The organism is Actinoallomurus vinaceus (assembly GCF_039542055.1).
GTDB lineage: Bacteria > Actinomycetota > Actinomycetes > Streptosporangiales > Streptosporangiaceae > Actinoallomurus > Actinoallomurus vinaceus.
The window spans coordinates 525,000-550,898 of the sequence record NZ_BAABHK010000001.1 but is presented as its reverse complement, the minus strand read 5'-3'; the positions used below and the strand labels follow the sequence as shown (position 1 = coordinate 550,898).

28 protein-coding genes, 1 tRNA gene and 1 riboswitch are annotated in these 25,899 nt (G+C 64.6%); of the genes, 18 read left to right on the top strand and 11 right to left on the bottom strand.

Translation table 11 applies throughout. The features are described from left to right. Positions 1-215 precede the first annotated feature (215 nt). Positions 216-354: riboswitch (cyclic di-AMP (ydaO/yuaA leader) on the top strand. Between the two features lie 62 nt (positions 355-416). Then, on the top strand, positions 417-1,382 hold the full coding sequence (locus tag ABEA24_RS02280; protein WP_345428822.1) for a C40 family peptidase: 966 nt from the start codon (positions 417-419) through the stop codon (positions 1,380-1,382). A 70-nt stretch (positions 1,383-1,452) separates the two neighbouring features. Here ABEA24_RS02280 and ABEA24_RS02275 read toward each other — a convergent pair whose 3' ends face one another. The 3 genes from ABEA24_RS02275 to ABEA24_RS02265 form a co-directional block, all read right to left on the bottom strand. Next, entirely contained in the window at positions 1,453-2,937 is a 1,485-nt protein-coding gene (locus ABEA24_RS02275) for a hypothetical protein (protein ID WP_345428820.1), read from the bottom strand. 164 nt (positions 2,938-3,101) lie between these two features. Continuing rightward, positions 3,102-3,977: an arylamine N-acetyltransferase family protein gene (locus ABEA24_RS02270; protein WP_345428818.1), complete on the bottom strand. Its 876-nt coding sequence runs from the start codon at positions 3,975-3,977 to the stop codon at positions 3,102-3,104. 184 nt (positions 3,978-4,161) lie between these two features. Next, the gene (locus tag ABEA24_RS02265; protein ID WP_345428816.1) at positions 4,162-4,884 is read right to left on the bottom strand and encodes an alpha/beta fold hydrolase; all 723 of its coding nucleotides are present in this window, start codon (positions 4,882-4,884) and stop codon (positions 4,162-4,164) included. 278 nt (positions 4,885-5,162) lie between these two features. On the opposite strand from ABEA24_RS02265, the gene ABEA24_RS02260 reads away from it, so the two are divergent. Then, positions 5,163-6,050 carry a helix-turn-helix domain-containing protein gene (locus ABEA24_RS02260; protein WP_345428813.1) on the top strand — a complete coding sequence of 296 codons (888 nt, stop codon included), beginning with the start codon at positions 5,163-5,165 and terminating at the stop codon, positions 6,048-6,050. 38 nt (positions 6,051-6,088) lie between these two features. On the opposite strand, the gene ABEA24_RS02255 is transcribed toward ABEA24_RS02260, so the two are convergent. Together ABEA24_RS02255 and ABEA24_RS02250 are read right to left on the bottom strand one after the other, a co-directional pair. Beyond that, positions 6,089-7,540, bottom strand: coding sequence for an amidase (locus tag ABEA24_RS02255; RefSeq protein WP_345428811.1), 1,452 nt, complete (start codon positions 7,538-7,540; stop codon positions 6,089-6,091). A 224-nt stretch (positions 7,541-7,764) separates the two neighbouring features. Next, complete coding sequence (locus tag ABEA24_RS02250) at positions 7,765-8,112, bottom strand: nuclear transport factor 2 family protein (protein ID WP_345428809.1); 348 nt, start codon at positions 8,110-8,112, stop codon at positions 7,765-7,767. 100 nt (positions 8,113-8,212) lie between these two features. On the opposite strand from ABEA24_RS02250, the gene ABEA24_RS02245 reads away from it, so the two are divergent. Further along, positions 8,213-9,025 (top strand): MerR family transcriptional regulator, encoded by an 813-nt coding sequence (locus ABEA24_RS02245; RefSeq protein WP_345428807.1) that lies wholly within the window; start codon positions 8,213-8,215, stop codon positions 9,023-9,025. An 817-nt stretch (positions 9,026-9,842) separates the two neighbouring features. Here the strand turns inward: ABEA24_RS02245 and ABEA24_RS02240 are convergent. Continuing rightward, on the bottom strand, positions 9,843-10,991 hold the full coding sequence (locus ABEA24_RS02240) for a hypothetical protein (protein ID WP_345428805.1): 1,149 nt from the start codon (positions 10,989-10,991) through the stop codon (positions 9,843-9,845). After that, on the bottom strand, positions 10,988-12,733 hold the full coding sequence (locus ABEA24_RS02235) for a translation initiation factor IF-2 N-terminal domain-containing protein (RefSeq protein ID WP_345428803.1): 1,746 nt from the start codon (positions 12,731-12,733) through the stop codon (positions 10,988-10,990). The genes ABEA24_RS02240 and ABEA24_RS02235 overlap by 4 nt, the downstream gene beginning before the upstream one ends. Positions 12,734-13,043: 310 nt before the next feature. On the opposite strand from ABEA24_RS02235, the gene ABEA24_RS02230 reads away from it, so the two are divergent. Beyond that, positions 13,044-15,830 carry an NACHT domain-containing protein gene (locus ABEA24_RS02230; protein WP_345428801.1) on the top strand — a complete coding sequence of 929 codons (2,787 nt, stop codon included), beginning with the start codon at positions 13,044-13,046 and terminating at the stop codon, positions 15,828-15,830. 129 nt (positions 15,831-15,959) lie between these two features. On the opposite strand, the gene ABEA24_RS02225 is transcribed toward ABEA24_RS02230, so the two are convergent. Continuing rightward, positions 15,960-16,688 carry a helix-turn-helix domain-containing protein gene (locus ABEA24_RS02225; protein ID WP_345428799.1) on the bottom strand — a complete coding sequence of 243 codons (729 nt, stop codon included), beginning with the start codon at positions 16,686-16,688 and terminating at the stop codon, positions 15,960-15,962. Between the two features lie 195 nt (positions 16,689-16,883). Here ABEA24_RS02225 and ABEA24_RS02220 point away from each other — a divergent pair, with 195 nt between their 5' ends. Genes ABEA24_RS02220 through ABEA24_RS02200 form a run of 5 tightly spaced genes read left to right on the top strand, consistent with a single transcriptional unit; the run spans position 16,884 to position 18,834 of the window. Beyond that, on the top strand, positions 16,884-17,297 hold the full coding sequence (locus ABEA24_RS02220) for an ATP-binding protein (protein ID WP_345428797.1): 414 nt from the start codon (positions 16,884-16,886) through the stop codon (positions 17,295-17,297). Further along, entirely contained in the window at positions 17,225-17,539 is a 315-nt protein-coding gene (locus ABEA24_RS02215) for a winged helix-turn-helix domain-containing protein (RefSeq protein ID WP_345428795.1), read from the top strand. The genes ABEA24_RS02220 and ABEA24_RS02215 overlap by 73 nt, the downstream gene beginning before the upstream one ends. Next, entirely contained in the window at positions 17,536-17,721 is a 186-nt protein-coding gene (locus tag ABEA24_RS02210; RefSeq protein ID WP_345428792.1) for a hypothetical protein, read from the top strand. The genes ABEA24_RS02215 and ABEA24_RS02210 overlap by 4 nt, the downstream gene beginning before the upstream one ends. A gap of 52 nt (positions 17,722-17,773) precedes the next feature. Continuing rightward, positions 17,774-18,223, top strand: coding sequence for a GntR family transcriptional regulator (locus ABEA24_RS02205; RefSeq protein WP_345428790.1), 450 nt, complete (start codon positions 17,774-17,776; stop codon positions 18,221-18,223). A gap of 53 nt (positions 18,224-18,276) precedes the next feature. Then, entirely contained in the window at positions 18,277-18,834 is a 558-nt protein-coding gene (locus ABEA24_RS02200; RefSeq protein ID WP_345428788.1) for an HD domain-containing protein, read from the top strand. Here the strand turns inward: ABEA24_RS02200 and ABEA24_RS02195 are convergent. Next, complete coding sequence (locus ABEA24_RS02195; protein ID WP_345428786.1) at positions 18,827-19,303, bottom strand: NUDIX hydrolase; 477 nt, start codon at positions 19,301-19,303, stop codon at positions 18,827-18,829. The two genes, ABEA24_RS02200 and ABEA24_RS02195, sit on opposite strands and share 8 nt — an antisense overlap. A gap of 3 nt (positions 19,304-19,306) precedes the next feature. Then, positions 19,307-20,050: a helix-turn-helix domain-containing protein gene (locus ABEA24_RS02190; RefSeq protein WP_345428784.1), complete on the bottom strand. Its 744-nt coding sequence runs from the start codon at positions 20,048-20,050 to the stop codon at positions 19,307-19,309. 263 nt (positions 20,051-20,313) lie between these two features. Here ABEA24_RS02190 and ABEA24_RS02185 point away from each other — a divergent pair, with 263 nt between their 5' ends. From ABEA24_RS02185 to ABEA24_RS53380, 9 genes are all read left to right on the top strand, one after another. Continuing rightward, complete coding sequence (locus ABEA24_RS02185) at positions 20,314-20,505, top strand: hypothetical protein (RefSeq protein WP_345428782.1); 192 nt, start codon at positions 20,314-20,316, stop codon at positions 20,503-20,505. Continuing rightward, the gene (locus ABEA24_RS02180) at positions 20,505-20,771 is read left to right on the top strand and encodes a hypothetical protein (protein WP_345428780.1); all 267 of its coding nucleotides are present in this window, start codon (positions 20,505-20,507) and stop codon (positions 20,769-20,771) included. The genes ABEA24_RS02185 and ABEA24_RS02180 overlap by 1 nt, the downstream gene beginning before the upstream one ends. 7 nt (positions 20,772-20,778) lie before the next feature. Next, positions 20,779-20,973, top strand: a complete 195-nt coding sequence (locus ABEA24_RS02175; protein ID WP_345428778.1) for a hypothetical protein — start codon at positions 20,779-20,781, stop codon at positions 20,971-20,973. A 10-nt stretch (positions 20,974-20,983) separates the two neighbouring features. Continuing rightward, positions 20,984-21,655 carry a DUF2637 domain-containing protein gene (locus ABEA24_RS02170; RefSeq protein WP_345428776.1) on the top strand — a complete coding sequence of 224 codons (672 nt, stop codon included), beginning with the start codon at positions 20,984-20,986 and terminating at the stop codon, positions 21,653-21,655. Then, positions 21,636-21,845, top strand: a complete 210-nt coding sequence (locus ABEA24_RS02165; protein WP_345428774.1) for a hypothetical protein — start codon at positions 21,636-21,638, stop codon at positions 21,843-21,845. Before ABEA24_RS02170 ends, ABEA24_RS02165 begins: the two co-directional genes overlap by 20 nt. Next, a complete protein-coding gene (locus ABEA24_RS02160; protein WP_345428772.1) occupies positions 21,842-22,195 on the top strand; it encodes a hypothetical protein in 354 nt (117 codons plus the stop codon). The genes ABEA24_RS02165 and ABEA24_RS02160 overlap by 4 nt, the downstream gene beginning before the upstream one ends. Next, positions 22,192-23,952, top strand: a complete 1,761-nt coding sequence (locus ABEA24_RS02155; protein ID WP_345428770.1) for an FtsK/SpoIIIE domain-containing protein — start codon at positions 22,192-22,194, stop codon at positions 23,950-23,952. The genes ABEA24_RS02160 and ABEA24_RS02155 overlap by 4 nt, the downstream gene beginning before the upstream one ends. Before the next feature lie 92 nt (positions 23,953-24,044). Beyond that, complete coding sequence (locus ABEA24_RS02150; RefSeq protein WP_345428768.1) at positions 24,045-24,251, top strand: helix-turn-helix domain-containing protein; 207 nt, start codon at positions 24,045-24,047, stop codon at positions 24,249-24,251. Between the two features lie 116 nt (positions 24,252-24,367). Beyond that, positions 24,368-25,819 carry a tyrosine-type recombinase/integrase gene (locus ABEA24_RS53380; RefSeq protein WP_425551143.1) on the top strand — a complete coding sequence of 484 codons (1,452 nt, stop codon included), beginning with the start codon at positions 24,368-24,370 and terminating at the stop codon, positions 25,817-25,819. Here ABEA24_RS53380 and ABEA24_RS02145 read toward each other — a convergent pair. After that, a tRNA-Thr gene (locus tag ABEA24_RS02145) sits at positions 25,775-25,847 on the bottom strand. The two genes, ABEA24_RS53380 and ABEA24_RS02145, sit on opposite strands and share 45 nt — an antisense overlap. Positions 25,848-25,899: the final 52 nt, after the last annotated feature.

The following is a 25,899-nucleotide window of genomic DNA, read 5'->3' as shown; positions in this document are numbered from 1 at the left end:
ACCACCTGGCCGCTTAAGCCATGCGAACGCTCTGTAATCAAGCAAGCGGCCCGAGTAGGCGGATCGCACAGCATAGAGGGGTCTACACCGATGTTCGCCTACATCGCGTTAGCAAGCATGCGCAAATCGTACCGTTTATCACGATTCGGTGACTTTGCCCCCATTGACCCCCTAGACTCCTCACCACTCGGCGGTCCCACGTGTCACACAAAAACCATGGCCGCCGGCCGAATCCCTGCAGTTCAGGGAACCGGGGACCCAAGTACTTGGGGTGAATCCGCAGCGCCCGGCGCTCGGTAGGGCATCTCCCGCCCGAACCCGACAGCTAACCCGGTAGGCGTGAGGAGAGGAGTTCGTACGTGACATCTTCATATTCGCGGCTCATAAATTCTGGCCGCCTGGGAAGCATTGCGGCCTTGACGGTAAGCGCCGCTCTTCTTCTCCCCTCGAGCGGCGCAAACGCGGCTACCGGCTCGTCTGCGGCGACAGCGAAGAAGAAACTGGAGAAGCTGAACAGCCAGGTCGACATACTCGCCAATAAGTACGATAAGGCCAAGACACAGTTGGACGCCGCAAAGAAGCATCTTTCCGCGATCAACAATGAAGTGGCCACAGAGAAACCCAGGTATCAGAACCTCCGCATCCGGGTGGCACAGATGGCCGTCGCCGCCTACAAGAACGGCACGCTCGACAGCACCAGCGTCCTCGCCTCCAAGGACCCCAATGCGGCGCTGGATAATATGTCGAACTTCACCGCGCTTTCCAACAGGCGAAGCCAGGAGATGACCGCACTGTTGGGATCGACCCAGCGCCTCCGGCGCGATCAGGAAGAAGCCCGGGCAACGCTGCAGACCGTCACCACGACCACAGCCGCACTGAAGGCGCAGAAAGCCACCGTCGAGAAGGCAATCGCCAAACAGAAGGCACTGTTGGCCAAGATCGGCAGCCCCAGCGGAAGCACCAAAAGGACAAGCAGCAGCAATAGCAGTGGTTCGAAAAGCAGTAGAAGCTCCACCGGCTCCGCATCCAGCCAGGCCGGCAAAGCGGTAAATTATGCCATCGCCCAGCTCGGCAAACCCTATATCTTTGGCGGGACAGGCCCGACGGGCTACGACTGTTCCGGGCTGACGATGATGGCCTGGCGTGCCGCCGGCGTCGATCTTCCCCGCATCGTCCCGGACCAGTACAACGCCATCCGCCATGTCGCCAAGTCCGATCTACAGCCCGGCGACCTGGTCTTCTTCGACAGCCTTGGCCACGAAGGCATTTACGTCGGCGGCGGTAGATTCATTCACGCCCCGCACACCGGCACCGACGTGCAGTACGCCAGTATGTCCAATACCTACTGGGTCTCGCACTACGTCGGCGCCGGCCGTCCGTAATCAGAGGGCCGACGCACCGCGTCCCGGTCGGCCTGCCACCGGGACGCGGGTACGGACGACCGGAGGCGGGTCAGGAGACGTTCAGTGCGGTGTCGTCGAGGACGAACGAAGTCTGCAGCTGCGACCCCTCGGTTCCGGTGAACTTCAATGTGACGGCCTGGCCCGCGTAGGCGGCGAGACTGTAGCTGTGCTGCTGGTAGCCGGTGGCGGCGTTGAGATTGGAGAAGGTCGCCAGGGTCGACAGCACGGTGCCCGAACTGCCCAGCACCTGGACTTTCAGGGTGTCGTAGGCGGTCGAGGTGGACGTCTCGGCGGTGTCGATGTGCAGCCAGAAGCTGAGCGAGGCGGTCGAGCAGGCCGCCGGCACGGTCACGGTTTGGGAGAGCGTGTCGGTGTTGGCCGTTCCGTAGCCGTTGAGCCAGGCGTCGTAGGCGCCGGTACGGGGCGGCTCGCTGGAGGAGGTGCTGATGACACCCGAGGTGGCCGTCCAGCCGGCGCCGGAGCCGGACTCGAAACCGGGGTTGGTGAGCAGCTGCGCCGGGGTGCACGAGGAGGTCGGGGGCGGCGTGGTGGTGTCGCCGGCGCCGGCGAGCCACTCGGTCGCGTTCAGGCCGAGTTGCGCGTCGGTCGCCTTGGCGTCGTTCCAGCCGTTGTACAGGGTGTTGCCGGACTGGCCGGTGCCATCGTCGATGTCGGAGCTGTCACCCCAGAAGGCGACCCGGCCGTTGCCGAAGGTGCTGGTGGCGAAGAAGGCCCCGGTGGTCCCGCCCGGCGTCGCGGTGGTCAGGTAGAGCAGGCCTTTGACGCCTGCGTTGTCGGCCGGGTGCAGGGTCACGGTGGTGCCGTTGTAGAGGGCACCCGCGGTCACGGTTCCGTACGGGCCGTGCAGGACCGGGTTGGTGCTGTCAGTGATGGCGGTCGGGTAGCCGCTGGCGATGTTGAGCAGATCGACGCTGAATCCGAACGGGTCGGTACTGTCGACCGTGTTGTTGGTCATCAGGTCGTTAATGATCTTCGGCGAGTCGGCGCCGTCGTTGTTGCGGTCGCTGCCGGTGTGGTCGGAGATCAGGAACAGCCCGCCGCCGTTCTTGACGAATGTCATCACGGCCGTCTTCTCGGCCGTACTGAGCAGGACGTTGGGCTCGGGCAGCACGAACTCGTCGAAGTTCGACAAGTCCTGGGGGTTGGAGGAATCGCCGTAGGTGATGGTCTTGCCTGGGGCGAGGGTGTCGAGGGTGTAGTTGCCGGTCTTCTGCAAGGCCACACCCCAGGCCGAGATGGCGCCGGTCCAGTCCGTCTCCACTGACGGCGAGGCGTTCTGCTTCGTCGGGTCGGGAATGCTCGTACTGATGATCCAATCGGCGTTGCCCGCGGTCTCGGCCTTGCTGTCGTCGAACAGCACACGGTGCTTGGTCACCGCCGCCGCCGGGTGAGAGTTCGCGACGACCACAAGCGTGACGGCAGCGAAGGTGAACGCGGCAATAGCGAGCGCGGTGATCGCGCCCAGCAGACGTGCCCGGGTCGTACGAACCGGGATGGCAAGGGGCTCGAACATTCGACACGCCTCTCGGGCGGAGATGAGACGTTCTGAGTGTCAGTTCAACGGCACTGCGCGGTCCACGTACGCGTTGACAACCGTCGATGTCGAGATCTGTTCGATATTAGGGTTGACGACGCGCCCAGGCGCGGAACTCGCCGGCTGGTCGGCCCCATCGCGAGTCAGGTACCCGCGCTGCGACGGGCGGACCAAGCCTCGTGGGCGCTGCGGACGCGAGCCCACAACACCTCACGGCCGGCGGCACCCAGATCGGTCAACTCCAGCCCGAACACCTCCGCCAGCACCTCGTACCACTCGCTCCTGGTCTCCAGGACACGCCGCCGGTCCGGGCCGGGGCCGATCCGCCGCAGCACGCACCCGATGAGTGCGTCGACGCCGTCGGCGTCGCGCCGCATCACCGTGCACGTCCGCACGTACCCCGACTCCGGGGACGTCGACAGGTCCACATGCCGGTCGAGGAAGTCGGTCACCACCGCGGGCCGCATCTCGAAGTCCATGCCGGCGAACGTTCCACGCGGATCGTGCTCCAGCCGCCAGCCACCAGGCTCGACCTGCGAGCGCCCGACCCGGAACCGGAACGGCCCCTGGACATACTCCCCCACACGCAGCGGCAGCGGCTCGTGCAGCCCGTCGCCCAGCCCCGCGTCCACCAGCCAGGCTCCCTCCGGGCATTCCCCGGACGGCAGGCCGCGCACGGTCAGCGCCAGATGGTTGGCGAGCGCCGGACCCGGAGGAGGCACGACATCATGCTCCTGCACTCCGGCCCGGTGCCAGGTCACGTCATAGCCCAGGGCGCGCAGCAGGAGGGAGAACGCGCCATTGAGGTGGTAGCAGTAACCGCCGCGTCCGGCCACGATCCGCGCGGCGGAGTCGTACGGGTCGATGGAGGTCAGCCGGCCGAGGTGGGCGTCGAGGGCCTCGTAGGCAATGCGTTCGACCTGCGCGGTGTGAAGAGTGCGCAGGCCCGCGACGCTGGGCGGTCCCAGGTCGGAAACGCCGAGGCGTCGAAGATAGGCGGCCGTGTCGAACGCGGGCATCTGCCACCTCCGGCACGCATCGTAAACCGCCGCGGAAGCGGTACGCCAAGCAGTGATGGCTCCCGCCGCGGCCCTGACGCACGCCCCAGTACGACGCCCGACCCGAGTTGCTCACGGCCGCCGACCTAACGCTGATCGACGCCCCGGAATCCCAGGCTGGTGCGGTCGGCGCCGGATGGGCGGGTCACCCGAGCTTGAGCAGTAGCTCGGCGAGCTCGCCCGGCAAGGTGATCATGCAGTCGTGGCCGGTCGGCAACTCCCACACCTGTGCCGGGGAACCGTTGGGCTGTATCGCGGGGACAGATCTCCGTTCATAGCCTTTCGGCACGCCGGCGACGCAGTGGATGTGCGTCCGTGGGATCCCGTTCACGGCCGGGTTGTCCAGTCGGACCGGTTGCTGGAAGCAACGCACCGACTGATCCGACAGCATCGTGCGCAGCCAGGCGACGTCCACCGGATCGGTGACCCCGAACAGACCCGAGGACGGCGGCAGCTCCGGAGGCGGAACCCGCCAGCCACCATCGGACTTCGCGGCGAGGTCGATCATGCCCTGGGTCAGGGGCATGACGTCGGCCGCGCTCTCACCGTCCTCCGGGACCATCGCGTCGAGGTAGACCAGATGTGCGATCCGATCCGGCGCTCGGTTGGCCGCAGACGAGATGACCAGCCCGGCGTAGCTGTGTCCCACGAGTACCACCTCGGTGAGGTCTTCCTCGGTGATCAGCGTGACGATGTCATCGACGTGCGTGTCAAGCCCTACCTCGGGGCTGAGCAGATGCGCCTTGTCTCCGTGGCCGGTCAGCGACGGGGCGAGCACCCGATGTCCGGCCGACGTCAGGAACGGGACCACTCGCTCCCAGCACTGTCCGCTATGCCAGGCGCCGTGTACCAGGAGATACGTTGACATGTCTCGCTCCTTGCTGTGCTTGTCCGCACTGGGGGCGGAAGGATGGGGGTCACCAGCCGAGTCCTCCTGGAAGGCGTCGGTGCCGGTGATGGTCATGCCGACGACGGCCGCGGTCTCCCCGACGGGTGGGCCACCGTCCATACCGGCGGTGAGGTCGGCGTCGGCTCGGTGAACCGCTGATCAGGCTGCCGCCCAGGCTCTGACCGAGCCAGGGCCCCCACGTTCCTGGGGGTGGCAGGACCAGGCACGCACGCGATCGTCCGAATTACCGTGGAGACATGACCGAGGAACCGAACCCGCTGGGCGACTACATTCGCGCCCGCCGTGAGCGCGTCACTCCCGAGCAGGTCGGCATCCCCGTCTCGGGAGTGCGGCGCGTGCCGGGGCTGCGCCGGGAGGAGGTCGCGATGCTCGCCGGCATCAGCGTCGACTACTACCTCCGCCTGGAGCAGGGCCGCGATCGCAACCCCTCCGTGCAGGTCCTCGAGTCCCTCGCCCGCGTGCTGCGACTCGACGACGATGCGACGGCCTACCTGCTACGCCTCGGCGCGGACAAACCCCGAAGGTACCGGCGCCGGGCCCGGAAGGAGACCGTCCCTCCGGGCATCGCCAAGCTGGTGGCCACGCTCCCGCTACCCGCGCACGTCGAGAGCCGCTACCTCGACGTCCTCGCCGCCAACGCCTTGGCGACGGCGCTGTCACCGCGTCTCGCGGCGGGAGCCAACCGCCTGCGGGACGTGTTCCTCGACCCTGCCGAGCAGGCTCTCTACCCGGACTGGGAGAACGCCACCGTGGTCATGGTCGCCGGCTTCCGCGACTCCGTCGGCACCGACACGGACGACCCCCGATTCATCGAGCTCGTCGGCGAGCTCTCCCTCGCCAGCCCTCGCTTCAGCCGGCTCTGGGCCCGCCACGACGTACGAGTATGCGAAGGCTCCCCTTTGCACATCGACCACCCCCAGGTCGGCAGTCTCCGGCTGAACCGGGAGAGGCTGGGCTTCGCCGGTGCGGCAGGCCAGAAGCTCGTCGTCTACCACCCGGACCCCGGCACTGACAGCGCCGAAAAACTGGCACTCCTCGCCTCCGTCATGCAGACACCGGCTGCGCCTCGAGACGCCACCGCGGGCGACCGGGATTCACGTTCGCCCGGCGCGCCGAGAAGATGACGCCGGCCGAACGGGCGGCCGATCGCCCGCACGACGCCCTACTTCGGTACCTGGAAGCCGCCGATCTTCTGCTCGAGCAGTTCGGCCAGCCGCAGCGGGGTGCGGTCCTCGAACATCGGACCGATGAGCTGCACTCCCACCGGCAGACCCTCGGGGGACCGGCCCGTTGGTACGGCGGTGGCGGGCAGGCCGGGCATAGTGGCCAGACCGGCCCAGACGAGCTGGTCGAAGTACGGGTACCCGACGCCGTCGATGTCGATCCGGCGTTCCAGCGGATTGGGGTTGTGGTCGTGCGGGAACGCGGGAGTGGGCGTGATCGGACACACCACGGCATCGAACTCGGCGAACAGCTGCCGCCAGCCGTGGCGGTGGAGTTCGCGATGGTTGTTGGCCTCGATCCAGTCGCGGTGGCTGAACACCATGGCGCGCAGCCGCGTCGCGTCGAGACTCTGGTCGTCTGCGCTCAGTCCGGCGGCGCGGGTCCGCAGCTGCTCGTACGATTCAATGGGAAAACGCGCAACGGAGCCCGAAATCAGCAACTGCATGTAGAGCGTCGCGGCTTCGGTCAGATCGGGCAGCAGCGGACTGTGCCGTTCGACGCGGGCGCCGCCGTCGACAAGCGCGTCGGCCACCCGGTTCACGCCCGCCCGCACAGCGGACCCGGTCGGAATGAGCGGATGCTCCTCGAGCACCAAGACCCGGAAGTCGCAGAGCCGCTCGTGGCGCGCGGGCGGCAGCGTCACGTCGTACGCCACACCGTGCGTCAGCGGGTCCGGTCCGGCCATGACGTCGAGCAGGAGCGTGAGGTCGCGGGCAGTGCGCGCCATCGGACCGACGACGGCCAGATCGAGGTCGACGGGCAACGGCGGCGCCGGCGGCGCGACCATGCCGCGGGTCGCCGCCAGCCCGAGCGTCGGCTTGTGCGCATAGATGCCGCAGAAATGCGCGGGGGTGCGCAACGAGCCGGCGAGGTCGGAGCCGATGGACAGCGCGCCGAATCCGGACGCCAGAGCCGCCGCTGATCCGCCCGAGGACCCACCCGACGTGCGACCGTGATCCCACGGGTTGTTGGTGGTGCCGTAGATCTCGTTGAAGCTCTGGATATCTTGCAGCCCCAAGGGCACATTGGTCTTGCCGAGCACCACCGCGCCTGCGGCCTTGAGCCGCGACACCTGCACCGCGTCCTCGGCCGGCATGTAGTTCCGGTGTAGCGGCATGCCCCAGGTCGTGGGCAGCCCGGCGATGTCGTAGGACTCTTTGACCGTCACCGGAATGCCGAGCAGCGGCCGGTCCTCACCCCGGGCGCGCGCCTGGTCGGCGCCGCGCGCGGCGGCCCGTGCACGGTCGAAGTCCGGCACACAGATCGCGTTGATCGCCTTGTCGTCCCGCTCGATACGGGCAATCGCCTCGTCGGTCAGTTCCGCCGAGGTCACTTCACCGGCGCGCAAGGCAGCCGCGAGATCTTCGGCCGTCTGAAAATTCCACTCCATGAATCCGACCGTAACGGCCTCTGGAACAGGCCATAAAATGCCGCTTCGCGCAACGGGATGGGTGTCTCCATACTCTCGGCGCTTCCGTCGCCTGCGATATCGGTCTCGTCGTAGCCGTGCCGCAGTAGGTTGTTGACGTAGTTGGAGCGTCGCGAGGCGCAGCGTTCGCGGCTCGAGGGCGGCGAGGACGCGACGGTCGCTGGGAAATCCTTCGGCGTCGAGTGTCAGGGCTCGATGACCAATTCGGCGATATGGCCGTCACGCAGGGAGAACCGGAATCGCAGGTCGACGACGCCACCGGGGAAGTCACCCTCGAGGTGGTGCACGGCCACGTAATGGTCGTCGTCGATGCGCTGGGCCGCGACGAGCTTCATGGTGTAGGTGTACTCACCGCCGGCGCGCGCCAACCAGTCGCGGATCTCGCGCTTACCGCGGTAGGTGTGGCCCTCATCGACGGCGATGGCGTCCTCGGTGTAGTACGCGAGGGCCAGGTCCAGGTCACGGGCCTGGTGGGCTGCCAGGTAGTCGTTGATCATCTCGGGCAGCTTGCGGGTATCGATCGCTTCACTCATGTCACGGTCCTCTCTGCATCGTGGTGTCGCGCATTCAGGCTGCGGTCTCCCGCAGGGAGAGGGTCAAGCGCACCGTCCCGTGAGGGTGCAGAGTGGGGATATGTCCCGTGGACTGACGATCGGCGAGTTCGCGCAGTTGACGCATCTGAGCGTGCGGACCCTGCGCCGCTACCACGAGTCCGGGCTGCTGGAGCCCGCGTCTGTCGACCCCGTCAGTGGTTATCGCTACTACACCAGCGACCAGATCCCCACCGCACAGGTCATCCACCAACTGCGTCAGCTGGACGTGCCGCTATCCGATGTGGCCAAGGTCCTCGCCACCGAGGACACCAGGGAACGCGCCGGCCTGATCGGCGGGCACCTGCGGCGGTTGGAGGCCGAACTGGACCGCACACGAGCCGCCGTGACCTCGCTGCGCCGACTGCTTCGTCCCGACGAGGGCCTACTGCACGTCGAGCTGCGCTCAGTGGCCGCCAGAACGGTCGCCGCGGTCAAGGGGTTCGTCGACCACGGCGAGATCCTGTCATGGTACGCGGAGGCCATGGCCGAACTCGACGCCGCGGTCACCGGTCTGCCGCCGCTCGGGCCGCCAGGTGGGCGCTACGCCAACGAGCTGTTCACCGGCGGCCGAGGAGCGGTGCTGGTCTACCGTCCGGTCGCCGAACCGCCGGCCCGAGGGCGAGTGACGCCCACCGACCTCCCACCCGCCGAACTCGCCGTCGCTGTCCATTTCGGACCCCACGACGACATCGACGTCACGTACGGCCGGCTCGGCGCCTGGGTTGTCGAACACGCCCTCGCCGTGGACGGTCCCGTCCACGAAACCTACCTCGTCGGACCACGCGACGACCCGGATCCTCGGGCCTGGCGAACCGAGATCGGCTGGCCCGTGTTTCGCCTGGCCGCAGAATGACGTGACGGTTCGGCGGACGGGACGGAGTCGATCGCCACGCGCCCGCTGATCGACATGAGGGGGCCTCAAACCGTCAGTCGCTGTTCCTACCCGCAACGGACAGGGTTGGCGTGCAGATCGCTCTCGCCGCAGCCTGAGGCCCGCCCTAGCAGGGCCAGCACAAGCCGACCGGCGGAAGGGCCGCGTAGTCGTCAGCGGTGAATGAGACCAAAAATGAGCCAGAACGCCCCTGGGCGCCTCTCCAAGGGAGAGACGCCCAGGTCAACGTGGGAGCCGCCTGTCGGAATCGAACCGACGACCTATTCATTACGAGTTCCGGTACCAGTAGATCGCCAATGTCCGCTGGGGTACGCCTGACGTGCTCAGATGGCATGTCCCGTACCTCAGCGGACAACCGTGTATCCCGGCTTACACGCGTCGAAATGAGACCACGTTTGAGACGGCTCTATGATCGGCGAACCCGTGTCTGCCTTCTGTAGGCCGGTTGGTCGACGTCTCACGTCCCTGACACGGCATCGTCGTACCGTGTCTGCGGCTGTCCCGCACAGCCGTGCTCGTCAGCAAGTCACGGCCCTGCCACCGTCAGGACGACCTTCGCCGCATCCACGGACAATCAAGCCGGCTCGACCGCTCCTATTGCAGAGCCATCCAGAATCGACCCACATGATGGACAGGGATGAACGCTGATCGTGACAGAACAGCAGGCTCCGTCACGGCGCCTGGCGCGATAAGAATTCGACCGGAGCTCTCAAGTTATCTCGACTGAGCGTTAGGGGGCTAAACCAGATCAATTAGATCCTAGATACCTCGATGGAGGTCAGCTCAGATTTGTCGTAACGCGGTTCACCCACATACGCACGGTTGCTCGGTCACCTTTCTTAAGCAGCCGCATATGGGAGATCCGGTTCCTTATCGGCATGATATCCTGTGCGAAGTGCTTCCATGCGATTGCGTCCCACGACAAGCCATTGAACCTCGAAGACTGGACGACTTCAAGAAGTTCGCCGAGGCTGAGCCATTCGATGGGGTCTCGTAGCTGAGAAACGCTTACGGCCGTCACATTCACGTCGTTTCGCGCTCGCTCAAGCACATTTTTGGCGATGGCCTCATTGAAGAGATTCTTGCGCCATCGTGCGCCCGAATCCCTGATAGCAGCGTCGCGCAGTATCTTCCGGATTGTACGTTCGATCTCCCATAGGCCACCCGAAACAGCAGGGAGATCGACTTGCGGTCCTACTACTGCGGCGACGGCGTCCGCTACGGCATTCATGAATTTCCAGAACGGGACTGGCGCGGTGAATCGAAGCACGTCGTCAACCACATGGGCAAGACCGGCGCCACGCATCGCTTCTGCGACTCCAGGCTCGACTTCGGCGATGAAACTAACGTCGTGCTTTGCCTCGAATATGGCGAAGTCAAGGTCGGTTAGAACGTTCACACCAAGCTCGTCGAGAGACGCTCGTAGAACGAGATCAACGTCGGGCTGGTGACCAAGCCCAACTGACGGGAGCGCCGACGCCGGACTATGCCGTACCTCTGCCAGGCATTCGTGCGGTTCGAGCAGCGGAAGACAGTGCCAAGATGCATCATCCAGCAGGTTACTGCCCACAACCGGGGCGAACGAGATCTTCGGCACCCGCGAGACCAGGCAAATCTCGGCGTCGTCGTCCCTGAGTTCGTTGACCTTAGCGCGGAGCCCTCCAAGCGTGGCACCGCCGGCTTTGCCGTCGCGAGCAAATGCTTCCAAGCCATCTAGAATTACCGGGCCTGCGGGCAGTTCGACAGGCCCCACGGTTCCTGCGAAATTTGCAGCGTCGAGCACCGTCCCGCCCAGAGCGGCCAACAGCGGTTCCCGCAAAACCTCGAACGCCGCACCGCATTGGATGAAAACTAGCTTAAAGCGCTTTAGCCGGGTACGGATTTCGGCGGCACGACCCTGAACACTGGAAAGAATGAGATCGGTCATAGCAGTTGCAGCACCGGTGTAAGCTCATAAGAGTTATCGACCTCTTGAATGAGGCCGAGACTGATCAGATGGCCAAGCGCGAGGGGAACATCTTCTGCGACGAGGGCGAACGACTCGGGCTCGTCCATAAGAATCTCTAGCAGGTAGGATTCATCCGGATAGTACCTCTTAACATGGTCGAGCATCTCACGCATATTCCCTGCGACCTGGCGGCGCCACGTATTGGTGATCCGCAGTACCAGCGGTTTCTTGATCTCCCGATGGAACGTATCTACAGGTAGCTCATTAACCACGGCGGAGGCCAGGTGTCGGTAGAGGAACGCATGTCCGCCGGTCGCCTCGAACAGTGCATCTAGAGCGCCGTCATCGATGGTGATGCCCATCTTCTGCCCCACCGACCGCGCGAGATCGTCCGCCTCGTGCCGTTCGAATGGTGCGAGGAAGTTCGCCTTGGCCCAGGAGAACAGCGGGTTCGGCCGGCCATAAAGTCGACCACTCTCGATAATCGCGCTGGTAAGCCCGGACAGCAGGAAGGTGAAGTTGCCGTTCTCCTGAACGAGGCTACGCAGAGCCCCCAGGAGTTGGGCCACCGAGGTCATATCACCTTCACTGACGTCGATCCGGTCCGACGGCGTAAGGTACTCGATTTCGTCAAGCATAAGAACGACCGTGATGTCGCTTTCCGCCAGCTTGCGCAGCGTTGCTTGGAACGCCCGCTTAAATTCGGGAATACCTGGGTTAGCCGCGAGCCTGCTCAGATCCTGGGTGCCCAGCCTGCGCTGCCGGAGCCCACTCAGTAGATCGTCGGTCAGGTCCTGAAGCAGGATCGGCACCGGGTCGTCTGGCGGGGATGGCAGGCTTTCCAGGTCGCGTAGGATGAAGATCGTTTCCGGGCCGGCGAGGCTCTGCGCCAGCTCCGAAAGCACGCTCGTCTTGCCGGCCTTCCTGAGCCCGAACAACCCGGCCACTCGCTGATTGCCAATGTCATCGCGGAGGGTCTGGAGGAGCCTGCGCCTGCCGAAGAATCGGTCGCCCTGTACCGGCGTCGTTTCATAGAAAAGGTCGCGCGAGAAGACGTAGTCTCGCAGGAGCTTGATGAAGGCGATCGGGTCGCCGTCGTCGGACAGGACTAGCGGAATGGCCAGGAAGTTGCCCGATGACCAGTCGTCGAGCTTCTCACGGAGACGCACGTCAGGTGACCAGAGGAACATCATGTCGGGAGTCACCTCCCGCTGTAGCCCGACCAGGGCATTCTTTGCTGCGCGGAAGGTCCTGATCTGCAAGTCGTTGTGCGGGCTATAGAAGAAGAACACCTCTCTGGTCAGCCCGAACGCGTTCTCGATAGCGCCACTGAACCGTACGAGAGCGAACCCGCAGTCTTCAAACTTGGGCACCCGGCCTGTCCCCGAGTAAACGAACTGCGATCCGAGGCGCGCAAGGATCGTCTGATGATCCTCGACCACGGGAAACTCCCGCTTGAGGCGCTGGAGGTTCCGCAAGGTGTCGGGGTGAGTCGACGGCTTCACGGCGCCGGCGTTCCAGGTCGACTGGCGCGGGGTGGTGGACCCGGCTTCGGTTGCGGCATCGTACTGGCCGAACGACTCCTTGACACGGGTCACTGTTGCGCTGTCGACGAGGCTGGACGCACTACGTGCCGGTACACCGAGCTCGGCCAGACGCATCAGGACGCTGTGCGATGAGACGTCCAGCGATTTTGCTAGCTCATAGACACGAAGCCGCAAGCTTCACCATCCCCATGCTGTGTCTTGGTTAACACCAGAATAGAGGGATGTCATCAGTATGTTGAAGTGGTCAACGCAACCGTAGTCCCCGGGAGTCTCGCCGACGCGAGGGCTTGGTGCGCTCTAAATGTCCGTTTCGGACTTCCGTAATGCCCATTAGCCAGTGGAACCGAGGCCACGTGGCATCGATCAGGCCCCCTGTTCTGCCACCCAATCCGCATCGCAGGTGCCCCAAGCGCCGGCACAAGCACACTGTGGTGAAACCCTAAACAATGTCCCCCAAGCCCGAAGTATGCGGCAGGATGGTGGGGTGAGACATGACCTTGCCCGCCTAGGCAGTGCCGAGTTCGAGGATCTTTCGCAAGCACTCGCTCTGCGTATCCTAGGTCCGGGTGTAAGTGTCTTCGGCGCTGGGCGCGATGGCGGCCGTGAGGCGACCTTCGAAGGCCAGATGCGTTATCCCGAGCCAAGCCCAGACGGGCCATGGGATGGATATGGCATTTTGCAGGCCAAATATAAGGCTACCCTCTATGGCACGGGCCAGGATACAGCCTGGCTGCAAGGACAGATCAAAAAGGAACTCGACGCTTGGGCGAACTCAGAAGCCAACCGCGTTAAGCGTGTTCGGCAGCCGGAATTTCTCCTGTTCACGACCAACGTGACGCTTTCAGCAGTACCCGGCAGCGGCGGCATCGATACGATCAATAAATTCATTGGAGAGTATGCTGAAACGATCGGCCTTCCACTCAAAGGCTGGAGTGTATGGCATCACGATCAAATTTGTCGACTGCTCGACGGACATACAGATGTACGCCGCACCTATGCCGCCTTCCTCACACCCGGCGATATCTTGACTCAACTTCAGGAGATACTAGCCGGAGCTCCGGCAAATCTGGGTGATATCCTTGCCATGCACGCCACGCAACAAATAGTCAACGGTCAATGGATTAGATTGAGCGAAGCTGGCGATACCACCAGCTCAAAGTTGCGCCTCGGTTCGGTTGGGATTGACCTTCCTGCCACCCTGGATTTTAGCATGGCCCTAAATGGCTATGCAGAGCGGCGCACAGAGGTCTCCGGAGTGGTCGGACATATCGTTGAGCTCGCAGATCATTGTAGACGCCCTAGTCTCAAACGTCTAGATAACCGACACATAGTTCTAATTGGCGGGCCAGGGCAAGGCAAGACCACGATAACCGACCTATTGACTCAGTTGTATCGTGTTGCATTGCTGGAGGATCGAGAGGCACATAGACTCGGCCCGGCGGCAAGCATCCGCGAGCAACTAAGCGACGGATTTGACGAGATCCGATTGCCCCGACCGCGATGTCGACGATGGCCGTTCAAAGTCGTCCTAAGTCAATACGGCGATGCTATATCTGGTGGCGAAGATATTAGTTTGCTGAGTTATATCGCGTCGTACATCAACCGCCGAACTCCAATAACAGAAGAGCAACTTAGGTCGTGGCTTCGCCTATGGCCATGGCTACTGGTACTGGATGGACTAGATGAAGTAACTGTCCCGTCGGTGCGCGAAAAAATGATGAATAACGTCACCGACTTCCTGATAGAAGCTGCAGCATGTGATGCCGACCTCCTCGTCGTAGGAACTACTCGCCCTCAGGGCTACGGCGAAGAGTTCACCTCCGGCCAATTCAAGCATTTGACACTGCGGCATCTCAATACAACCGAAGCTATGAATTATGCGACGCGACTCGCCAACGTGCGGCACGAGCAAGATGATGAGACGCGCGATACGGTGCTAGATCGAGTCAGAGAGGCGATGGGCGAGCCTCTGACTCAGCGATTGATGCGAACACCACTTCAGGTCACAATCATGTCTCTTCTATTGGAGCGACGGCGACGCGCCCCCCAAGACCGACATGCCCTCTTCGAGGCCTATTACAACGTTCTATACGATCGCGAAGTGAACAAGGGGACCTCTATATCTCGCCTCTTGGACGAGCAGCGCACTAACGTGGATTATTTGCACGAGCATATCGGTCTGCACCTGCAAATCCGTGCCGAGCACGCAGGCGAGGCCGACCCCTCGCTTCCGCTGGACGAATTGAAAGCGATGGCGATATATCGCCTCACCGCTCATGAATTCGATCGAGACAAGGCCGATCTGCTTGCTGATCAGCTAGTCAAGGCCGCTACCGACCGACTGGTTCAACTGGTGCCTCGCGCTCCTGGAAATGTCGGGTTCGAGATTCGCAGCCTGCAAGAACTCATGGCTGCAAGAGCCCTAACTTCCGGTGCCGACGCGACTGTGATTAAAAGATTGGGCGAACTCGCTCCTTCAGCCCATTGGCGCAACACTTGGCTGTTTGCAGCTAGCCGCGTCTTTGCTCGTTCGGAACATTTGCATGATTCCATTATCACCCTTCTGGAAAAACTCGACACCGAGACCCCTTTTCAGATGCTCGCACTTCCGGGCGCGCGACTTGCGGTGGAAATGATAGACGAGGATATCGCCGCGAATGTTCCAGTTTATCGTCGTCTCTTGGCGAAGCGCGTGTTGGAGCTGCTCAGATTTTCCCCATCTAGAGATATTGCGCAGATTAGTAGGGTGCTGTTCCATGTGGCCGAAAGTCACATTCCGGCACAAGCTATGATTGACCGCGCCCTCGACGATGCGATCGCAGGCTCTGGAATACCGGCGATATCTGCCAACCTTGTACTAAAGCTCTGGACATCCGCCACGGGACCCATTACCGCTTCCGCGCGACGACGGTTGCCTGTTTCACAATGGGGGTCGTCAGATGTAGATTACAGTACACCAGGAGTCAATCCGGGAAATACGGCGAGCATTATAGGTGACCATTTGGAAAACGATCTCAGCATTGAAGACGCTCATTGTAGGAAGCTTAAATCCGTGATCAATGTTCTCGAATCTGGTCGGCTTGATACGGCAACGGAGCTACTGACGGCAGAGGTTATGGAAGATCTCGCAATGGTGGTTCAAAGCCTACCGGCCGAGAACTGGCAACAGGCTGCCCACCTACGCGCTCTTCTCATCCACTGGTATGAGCGGCGCCCTATTGCCAGCGGCGAACTTTCCGCGCTGGCTGCAACGAGTCTACCCAGTGTTTAGTCCGTTCCGAAGAGCCAGCAGGCGCCGAGATCTACAACCCAACCATCAAGCTGGAAGTACAACTAATCTGATTGCGACTATTTCTCACCTCCACCCGATAAATGTCATGGATTCTTCCTGCCAAGCGCGTTAGATTTTCATCCCAAGCGACCACACCTTTTCGAAGCTATCGATGTAGACACTCGCCATGTCTCCGGCCTCGACATGCCGAATGTGGAGAACTGGTGCGTGTGAGGCTGTGATCCCATAGGCGTGCGGGTTGACGAGAAGATCATCATCGGCGCGATAAAGCGAGGCGTACAGGACGGTGCTGTGTAGTCGGATCTCGACACCATCGACGTCTCGAAGCGCCTGGTACAGCACGATGCTGTTTCGGATCTTGGCCGCCATCGCCTCGTCCACGCCTTCGTCGGCGCCGCGTTTGGCTACATGCGGGCTGTTCGGGTCGCCAAGCAAGATCCGTACGGGGACGCCGGCGTGTGCTTTCTCCGCAAGGATGCGGAGGATCCCAATGTCCTCGGCGAGGAAGAGACCCGAGTAGACAAGGATGCCGATCTCCCGGCCGGCTTGGCTGAAGAGCCATTGCCATACATTACGGGGAACGGCCCAGCGGTGCGCGTAGGAGGCTTCGATCTCAGCGCCACCATGTTGTGGCGACAGCGGCGCAGGTACTTCAGTACGCCAGATTTTCGCCTGATCGATGCCGAGGAGGTCGGCGAGTCCAGAGCGATGACGAGGGTAGGGACGTCGTCCGGCCAGCCAGCGTCGCACGGTCTTCGTGTCCACGCCCAAACGCGCGGCTACGTCCTGCTCAGTCACGCCGGCCTCAACGAAGGCGTGTCTCAAGATCTCGTTCACCGCGATCCTCCAAACCGCGCTGGTCTGGGCCGACGCTAACACAAGACGTCCCTAGACGTCCCCCGGTTGCCCATGAGAGGTCCGCGCTTGGACGCGAGCCTGTTTGGACATGTGGCGGATCGGTCCGGTCCGTCGCTAGCGGACGGGTCACAGGCTGCGAGGCGCAAGATGACTCAACCCTCTCGATCGAGCTGCATGCTCATTCCGGCCCTGCCACACACGGTCGGCAAGGCGCGGCAGTACGCGCGGTGGCTGCTCGACACGTGGAAGCTGCCATCGGTGGTGGACACCGTCGAGCTGCTGGTCAGCGAGTTGGTGACGAACGCCATCAACGCGACCGGCGTTGCCAGGCTGCCGGAAGACATGAACCAGCTCGCCGGCAAGGTGCAGCCGATCTACCTCTGCGTCTCGGCACGGCCTGAGGCCGTGCTGATCGAGGTCTGGGACTCCAGCAGCACACCGCCGCTACAACGTGCGGCGGCGGACGACGACGAGAGCGGCCGCGGACTGGTGCTCGTACAAGCGCTGTCGAAGGAATGGGGCTGCGTCGTCCTGTCGACGGGCGGAAAGATCGTCTGGTGCGAGTGCCTGATCGAGGGATCGGCATGAGCAATCGCCGGAAGAGGTACCGAGAGGTCGCGGACGTCATCCGTGATCGGATCGCACGCGGCGAGTGGCGGCCACGAAGCCAAATCCCTTCTCAAACAGAGATGGCCAAGGAGTTCGGCCTATCGGGCGGTACGGTCTCCGACGCCATCGCCCATCTCCGAGAGCGCGGGTACGTCTGGACGCTGCCGCACAAAGGCAGCTACGCGCGGCCGGCCGAGGACTGGCGAGAGGAGCACTCGTGAATCCGCGTGACGAGCGGCTACAGCGCTCGCTGGCGGAGTTCTACGCCATGCTCGACAACATGCGGTTCACGGGCGCCTCTCAGGTCGTTGAGGTTCAGCAACTCAAGGTCCTGGTCGGCAAGTATCCGGAGCAGGCACGGTGCTTCCTCGCCGATCACGACGAGCGGTCGCGTGCAGACTGATACGACTGCCGTGTCGCGCGCAGTACGGGAGACGCGTAGTGAGAGGACGACGGTGAGCCCACGAGAGACCGCATGGGGCGCGTACGCGCAGATCGCCGAGGTTTTGCGGCAGCGCATCAGCAGTGGAGACCTCGCGCCCGGTTCTCTTATGCCGTCCGAAGCCGCCTTGTGCGATGAGTTCGCCGTTGTCCGTAACACCGTGCGCCGCGCCCTAGCCGCGCTTGAAGACGACGGACTGGTCGAGACGCTGCCCGGCAAGGGACGCGTCGTGCGCGGTGAGGCGCCAACGCAGTATGCGTATCGCCGGATCGCTGCCGACCTGCGCGATCGAATCGAGCGCGGGGAACTCGCCACCGGCGACCCGCTGCCCAGTGAGGCCGTGATCGTGGAAACCTACGGCGTCGCGCGTGGTACCGCACGCCAAGCGCTCGCCGAGCTGGAAGCTGCCGGCCTGGTCGAGACGCAACACGGCAAGGGACGTTTCGTTCGCAGACGTCCGTAGAAGGCGCGCCCACGTCCGTGGACGTCCCTGCGTCGCCCCGTAACGTCGGAGACATGAGCCAAGCCAGCTGGGCCGCTGAGATCGCCCGCAAGCGTCTGGAAGAGCCTCTGCCTCGCCGCTGGGCGCACACTCAGGGCGTCGCCCAGCGTGCGCGCTGTCTCGCACCGGTCCTCGGTGAGGACGCTGATCTTCTCGAAGCCGCCGCTTGGTTGCACGACGTCGGTTACTCCCCTGATCTTGTCGTAACCGGCTTCCACCCTCTGGACGGCGCTCGATACCTGCGTGACGTCGAGCATGCCGACCGGCGCCTGTGCGGGCTGGTCGCCCATCACTCGTGTGCGGCCAACGAGGCCGAAGAGCGCGGTCTCCTCGCCGTCTTGACGGACGAGTTCGAGCCCGCGGATGAGCTCCTGTCCGACGCATTGACGTACTGCGACATGACGACGACGCCGGACGGTCGGCCGATCGCCGTGGAGCACCGTCTCTCCGAGATCCAGTCCCGCTACGGTGAGGGCCACCTCGTCGCGCGGTCGATCAGGCGTTCGTCACCGCACATCGTGCGTTCTGTGAGGACCATCGAGCGCGTGAAGCGCGCAGCGGCGTTCAGCTGATCTCTGGAGTGTCTTCGGCAGACAAGAACCGTTCCAGTCGCCGCCGCATCGATCGATCCATCGTGTAGTCCGACAGATCATCCGGGGCGACCCACCGCACCTCGCTCGACTCATCGCTCGGCGTCGGTTGCCCGCCCACTGGGCGGCCGGTGAGAACGATCGTGAACTCCTGGCGTACCTCGTCGTTGCTCGTGTAGTGGAGGACGTGTTTCGGATCGGTGTAGATGCCGACGAGGCCGGTGATCTCGCAGTCGATGCCGGATTCCTCCCTGGTCTCGCGGACGCCAGCCTGCGCGAGCGACTCGCCCAGGTCGATAGCACCACCGGGGAGGGACCAGTTGTCGTTGTCGGTTCGGCGGATCAGCAGGATCTCGTCTTCATCGTTGGTGACGACGACGTTGACGGAGGGAACCATGCTGTTGGCTTTGGGGGCGTTGGGGTCGTCGTAGTAGTCGATCCTGCGGCCCATGGCTCAGTCCTCCGGTAGTGGTCTGGCGCCATCCCAGACCCGTTCGAAGCTCGCCTCATACGTGTTGACCATGTCCCCGCCGGCGACTCTTCGCAGGTGCAGGAAGGGCGCGTTGGAGGCGCTCATGCCGTACACGTGGGTGTTGATGAGGAACTGGTCGTCGGCGCGGTAGATCGAGTTGTACAGGACGGTGTCGTGCAGCCGGAACTCGACGCCTTCCACCTCGCACAACGGCTGGTACATCCGAATCACGCTGCGAACCTTCGCCGCCATGCCCTCATCGATGCCCTCGTCGATGCCGCGTTGAGCAACGTGCTGGCTGTCAGGATCACCGAGCAGGATCCGTACTCGCACTCCAGCGCTCGCCTTGTCGGCGAACAACCTCTGGATCCCGGAATCTTCGGCTAGGAACAGTCCGCTGTAGACAAGGACGCCGATCTCCTCTTCGGCCGTTTCGAAGAGTCGTCCCCACAAGTCCCTCGGGACCGACCAACGGTGCGGGAAGACGGAAACGATCTCGCTCGCCGACGCTGCGGTCACCTGCTCGCCGGAAAGTGCGTCAGGCCACAGGTAGCCCTCGTCGAGTCCCAGATGCGTTGCCGCTGCGTAGCGGTGCCGGCGGTAGGGCGTGCGCTCCTGACTGATCCAGCGCTCGACGGTCTTCTCATCAACGGCGATCGCTTCGGCAAGAGCAGCCACGGTGATGCCCTTCTGGAGCAGGGCTGCTCGTAGCCGTTCGTTCGCCATCTACCCGACCGGATCGCAGGACGTCTTGGGACGCCAACACCCTAGTCAGGACGTCATGAACACGTCCAGTCATGTAGGTGCTCGTCACGGGTGATCGGCGCATCCTCGATGGCGTAAGGAAATTCCGATAAGCCAGAGTCCGCGTTCCGGCGAACAATCCAGACCTTGACAGGCGCTAAGACGCCGCACTGTAATCGTGAACATGACTAGTCTTGTTCACAATTTAGGGATTGCCGGGGCGCGAGCTCGGAGAGGAGCCCTCGATGCACCTTCACCCCCTCCCCCTGGACGAGCGAGGACGGCAGTGCCCGTGCGGCGCGCGTTCGGAGCGCCGGTTCGGCCTGTGCCGCAAGTGCCGTGCCCGAGCCGCCTGGCTCCGCCGTACCGCGCGTGCTCGGCGCGGTACGCGCGTCCGCCGCACCTTCCGCCGCGACGCCGAGGCGGTGAGCCGGTAATGGCCATCGCGATCGCCGGACTCGCTCTCGTCCTCGCCGTCATCGCACTCGTGCTCATCGGCCTCGTGATCGTCGGTACTCATCGCGAGACCCCCGGGAGCGGACTGGACTCCGACGCTCCGACGCCGCTGGCGCTCTTCGCTCGCTCCGTCCTCGGCGTACACGTCCGCAAGCCCGACACCGACCGCCCCCGCGGCAACGACCTCCAGGCGATCGGCTCGGACCGCTGCGAGGCCGTGCCCATGGCCCGACCGGAAAGAAGGTGATCTCCGCTTGGCGCTGTCCGTCTCTCTCGTCATCGTGCTCGGCGCGCTGGTCTACGGCCTCTACCGGTACGCGGGCCTTCGCGCCTGGCACGCCATCGTCTGCACGCTTTTCGGCTTCTACCTCGCCTCGACATCTCTCGCACCCCAGATCCGCCAAGGCGTGCGTTCCTTCGCCCATTTCCTGTCCGGCATCAAGCTCTGAGAGGACCCCCGTGACCACGCCCCCAACGAACGCCGACCGCGACTGGTGGGTCATGGCCGGGATGACCGTCGCCGCCGCGTCCGCAGCCATCGCCAGCTTCTCCGGGCTGCAAGGGCTGGCCCACATCGCCGGCTGGCCGTCACGGCTGTCATGGCTGCTGCCGGTCACCCTGGACGCCTACGCGATGACCTCGGCGCGCGTGTGGCTGGCCGCCTCGACGCGGTCGGCCGCCGCGCGCCGGTTCGCCCGCTTCAATGCCCTGGGCGCCATCGCCGCCAGCATCGCGGGCAACGCGACGTACCACGCGGCCCGTACCGGACTGCTGTCGGTGTCCTGGCCCATCGTCGTCCTCGTCGGCGCGGTCCCGGCCGCCGTCCTCGGACTCACCGCTCACCTTCACGCCCTGCAAGGACGGACCGAAGCCGCCGCCGAGGACCGGACCGACAACCGCGATCAGCACGCCCGCCGTACTCGCCGCAGGCGCCACCGCCGGTACCGGACCGAGGACGAACTGATCAACGCCGCCCGCGCCGCCGACGCCCGGCACCGCGAAGCCAACGACGGCCGACCCATCACCCGTGACGCGCTCCGCACAACGCTGCGCGTCAGTAACGCCCGCGCCACCGAACTCCGACGCCAACTGATCGAGAAAGGCACCGCCGATGAGCAAGCCGACCTATGACCCGTACGCCCTGCTCGACCTCCTCATGAAGGAGCTGGCCCACCAGGGCATCAAGACCCGCTTCAGCCTCGCCCAACTCGGCGACGCCGTGCCGGCCGCTGAGGACCTGCTGTCCGCACTCGGCGTGACGCCCGCGGCGCCGCTCCCCAAGGACATCCCCAACCGAAAGGAGGTGCCGGACTGCCCATGACACGCCCCCAACGGGCTCCACGCCCGACTCTCGACCTCAACGCCGTCCGTACTCACCTACACGAAGCACGATCCGCGCGCGTACCCGTTGCGCTGTGGGTCGCCGTCGCCGACCTCCCGATGCTTATCGCCGAGGTCGAACGTCTCCGGTCCCTGCTCGCGCTCGCCCGCGCCCAGTACGCCGGACTGCTCGCCGCCGCACGCGCCACCGTGGCCGCCGAACGAGACGGCGAGGACAACCCGCTGCTCTACCTCCGGGACGAACTCGACGCACACGGCCAACTCCCGGACGAGGACCTGCACGCCGCCGAACTCCTCGCCCTCGCCGACCTTCGGGACGGTGACCGATGAGACAGCGCTACCCAACCCGCCGTCGCCGCTGGGGCCGCTCCGATCCCATGCCCCTGTACGTCGTCACCGACGACCGCCACGCCGGCGAGGCCATCGCCGTACTCTCCCGATGGCTGTACCGCTACCGCTCCGAACTCGCGCCCCTCACCACGGCGGGGCTCCTCGCCGGAGCCGCATCGTTCCTCCACCACGGCCACCGCGGACTCTGGCCAGACGTCCTTGCGCTCACCGTCGTTGCCATAGCCGTCATCCTGGCGAGCGGTAAGCGCTGGCTCGATCGAGGCATCGAACGCGTCTACGCCTCCGCCGTCGTGGTCGCCGTAGGCGGATGGCTCGCCACTGCGATCGCCCACGGGCCAACCTCGCCACCGCTGCCGGGCCTGCTCGTCGCCGCCACCCTGATCTGCGGAGTGCCGTGGTGGTCGCACCGTCGACGCCGTTCGCGCGTCCGGATCGAGCGCACCGTTAACGCCTGGCCCGACCTCGCCGAGACGATTGGTCTCGCCGGATCCCGCATCCTGTCCGCCGTTGTCGACCTGTGGGGCTGGAGCGCCCGCCTTGCCCTCAAGCGCGGTCAGACCGTCAGCGACGTCGTCGGCAAGCTTCCAGCGATCGAGTCCGGACTCGGCACCCGCCCCGGATCCGTCCGCGTCGAACCCGACCCCGCCCGCGCGGATCACTGCATGCTGCATGTCCTCGAACGGGACCCGCACGCCCGCCCGATCCCCTGGCCCGCGCCGACCGGCACGAGCGTCGCCGACCCCGTCGAATTCGGCGTCTTCGAGGACGCCACGCCCGTACGGGTGCGGCTCCTACACCGGCATGCCCTCGTCGCCGGCATCGCCGGATCCGGCAAGAGCGGCGTCCTCAATGTCATCCTCGCCGCGCTCACCGCCTGCCCCGACGTCGTCATCTGGGGCATCGATCTCAAGGGCGGCATGGAACTCCAGCCGTGGGCGTCCTGCCTAGACCGGATTGCCACTGACCCGCGCCAGGCCGCCGAACTCCTCGCCGACGCCGTCACCGTCCTCGACACCCGCGCGGCCACCCTCACGCGGCAAGGCGCTCGCCTGTGGATACCGACCGCAGACGAGCCTGCACTGATCATCGTCGCCGACGAGTACGCCGAACTCGTCGACGAGTCCCCCGACGCGATGGCCCATGCCGACTCGATCGCCCGCCGAGGCCGTGCTGTCGCCGTCATGCTCCTCGTCGCAACCCAACGCCCGACACAGGCCGCCATGGGCAAGGGTGCCGTCCGCTCCCAGATGGACATCCGCATCTGCCTCCGCGTTCGCGAACGCCGCGACACCGATCTCATCCTCGGCCAAGGAGCCCACACCGCCGGCTGGCACGCCCACACCCTCGACGCGCCCGGCAAGTTCCTCATCTCCGCACCTGGTTTCGATGTCCCCCGCCGAGCCCGCGCCTATCTGCTCACCGACGAACGCGTACGCGCCACTGCTCGTGCCCATCGCAACCGCCGACCGCGCCTGGACGCCCTGTCCGCCGACGCCATCGCCCATACGACCACCGACGAAGAGGTGATCGACGCCGAGATCATCGCCGACGACCCCGACCAAGCCCTGTGGACGGCGCTGCTCGAAGCACCCGACGAAGGGCTGTCCGTCTCTCAGTTCATGAAGATCACCGGCATGGGCCGCACGTGGGTCTACAGCCGGCTCCAAGAGCACGCCCATGCCGAACGCGTTCAGCAGGTCTCCCGAGGCCGCTGGCGTGCCGCCCAACGTCCGTGACCGCCCGTTCGTCCGCGTCCTCGCACGCGCCTGCGCGCGTAGAGCCGCACAACGTCCGGACGTTCGCGCGGACGAACGATCCACGAAAGGAGGTGAACACCACGACGACCGCACCGGACACGCCGCTCCTCTACACGCTCCCCGAAGCCGCCGCACTCCTCCGAATCAGCAGGACGAAGCTCTATGAACTCCTCACCGCGAACCAGATCGAATCCGTCTACATCGGCCGAAGCCGCAAGGTCCCCGCCACCGCTCTCGACGCCTACGTCAACCGTCTCTGTACCGCCAGAAAGGAGTGATCAGCTTGGCCAAGAAACCCGGCAACCCGAAAGGCAGAACCAAGCCCACGCGGACGCCCGATGGCCGTTCGTCCATCTACGAGGGCAGCGATGGCCGCTGGCACGGCCGCGTCACGATGGGCGTGAAGAACGACGGCAGCCCGGACCGGCGCCACGTCACCGCCAAGGGCGAGAAGGAGGTGACCAAGAAGGTCCGCGAATTGGAGGCCAAGCGCGACGCCGGAAAAGTCGACAAGCCTGGTCGTCCACCGACTGTGGAAAAGTGGATGACGTACTGGCTCACGACCGTGCTGCCGCTCAAGCAGACGGCGCCGAACACGATCAACGCTTACTGGTCGGACTGCCGAAACTGGATCTTCCCCAACATCGGCCGTCACCGGATCGATCGCTGCCAGCCCGAACACCTCGAAGCGCTCTACTCGAAAATGTTCGCCGCTGGCAAGAAGCCGAGTCACGTCCGCAAGGTCCACGCGATCATCTCCAGCGCCTACAGCGTCGCCGTACGGCGGCAGCGCGTCGGCCGGAATCCCGCCGAGCTTGTCCAGCCGCCTCGGCTCGACAATCCAGAGCTGAAGTCGCTGACGCGGGACGAGGCGCGGGCGGTCCTCGCCGAGGCTCAGCAGCGTCCCAACGGGGCGCGCTGGTCGGTCGGGCTGTCCTGTGGCCTGCGTCAGGGCGAGGTCCTGGGACTCCGCTGGCCGTACCTCGTCGCCACCTGCCTCGGCTGCGACCACAGCGGGTCGGTGACCGGCTGGTGGGCCACCGACTCTGCAAAGTGCCCGAAGTGCGGTGACGATCGCTACCGCGTCGAGGCACGCGTATGGTTCCAGCTCCAGCGGACGACGTGGCGACACGGCTGCGATGACCCCACGGAATGCACTAAGGATAAGCACCGCCGCCCCTGCCCGGACGACTGTCCGAAAGCCAAGCGGACCTCCGGCCGCCGCCACAAGTGCGTGCCGGAGGACGCCAAGGGCCTCTGTCCGAAGAAATGCGAAAGGCACGCGTCCACCTGTCCGAAGCGCACAGGCGGAGGACTGGTCTTCCGGCCGATCAAAGAACGGCGGAAGAAGACGATCGCCCTCGCCGACGAGTTGGTGGAAGTCCTCCGCCACCACTTCGCGTGGCAGGAGCGGCAGCGCAAGCGGGCCGGGAGCGTCTGGGAGGGACACGATCTCGTGTTCTGCCAACCGAACGGCCGCCCGATCGACCCGCGGCACGACTGGGACGCCTGGGCGGGTCTCCTCCGCTCCGCCGGCCTCCCGCACTACCGCGTCCACGCCGCCCGCCACACAGCCGCGACGCTCCTCCTAGAGCAGGGCGTAGCCCTCGCCGTGGTCCAGGAGATCTTGGGTCACTCCGACATCCGCGTCACCCGCGGATACACACACGTCGCCTCGCCCCTGGTCCACGACGCCGCTCAGCGCATCGGACAAGCGCTGTTCACGGCGAATGAGACCAAGAATGAGACCGGAGACGACGAAGGGCGCCTCTCCGAGGGAGAGACGCCCACGTCACGGACGAGCCGCCTGTCGGAATCGAACCGACGACCTATTCATTACGAGTGAATCGCTCTGCCGACTGAGCTAAGGCGGCCTGCCACACACGGTGTGACGCAGAGAGTCTACCGGGTTCTCAGCACTGCTCG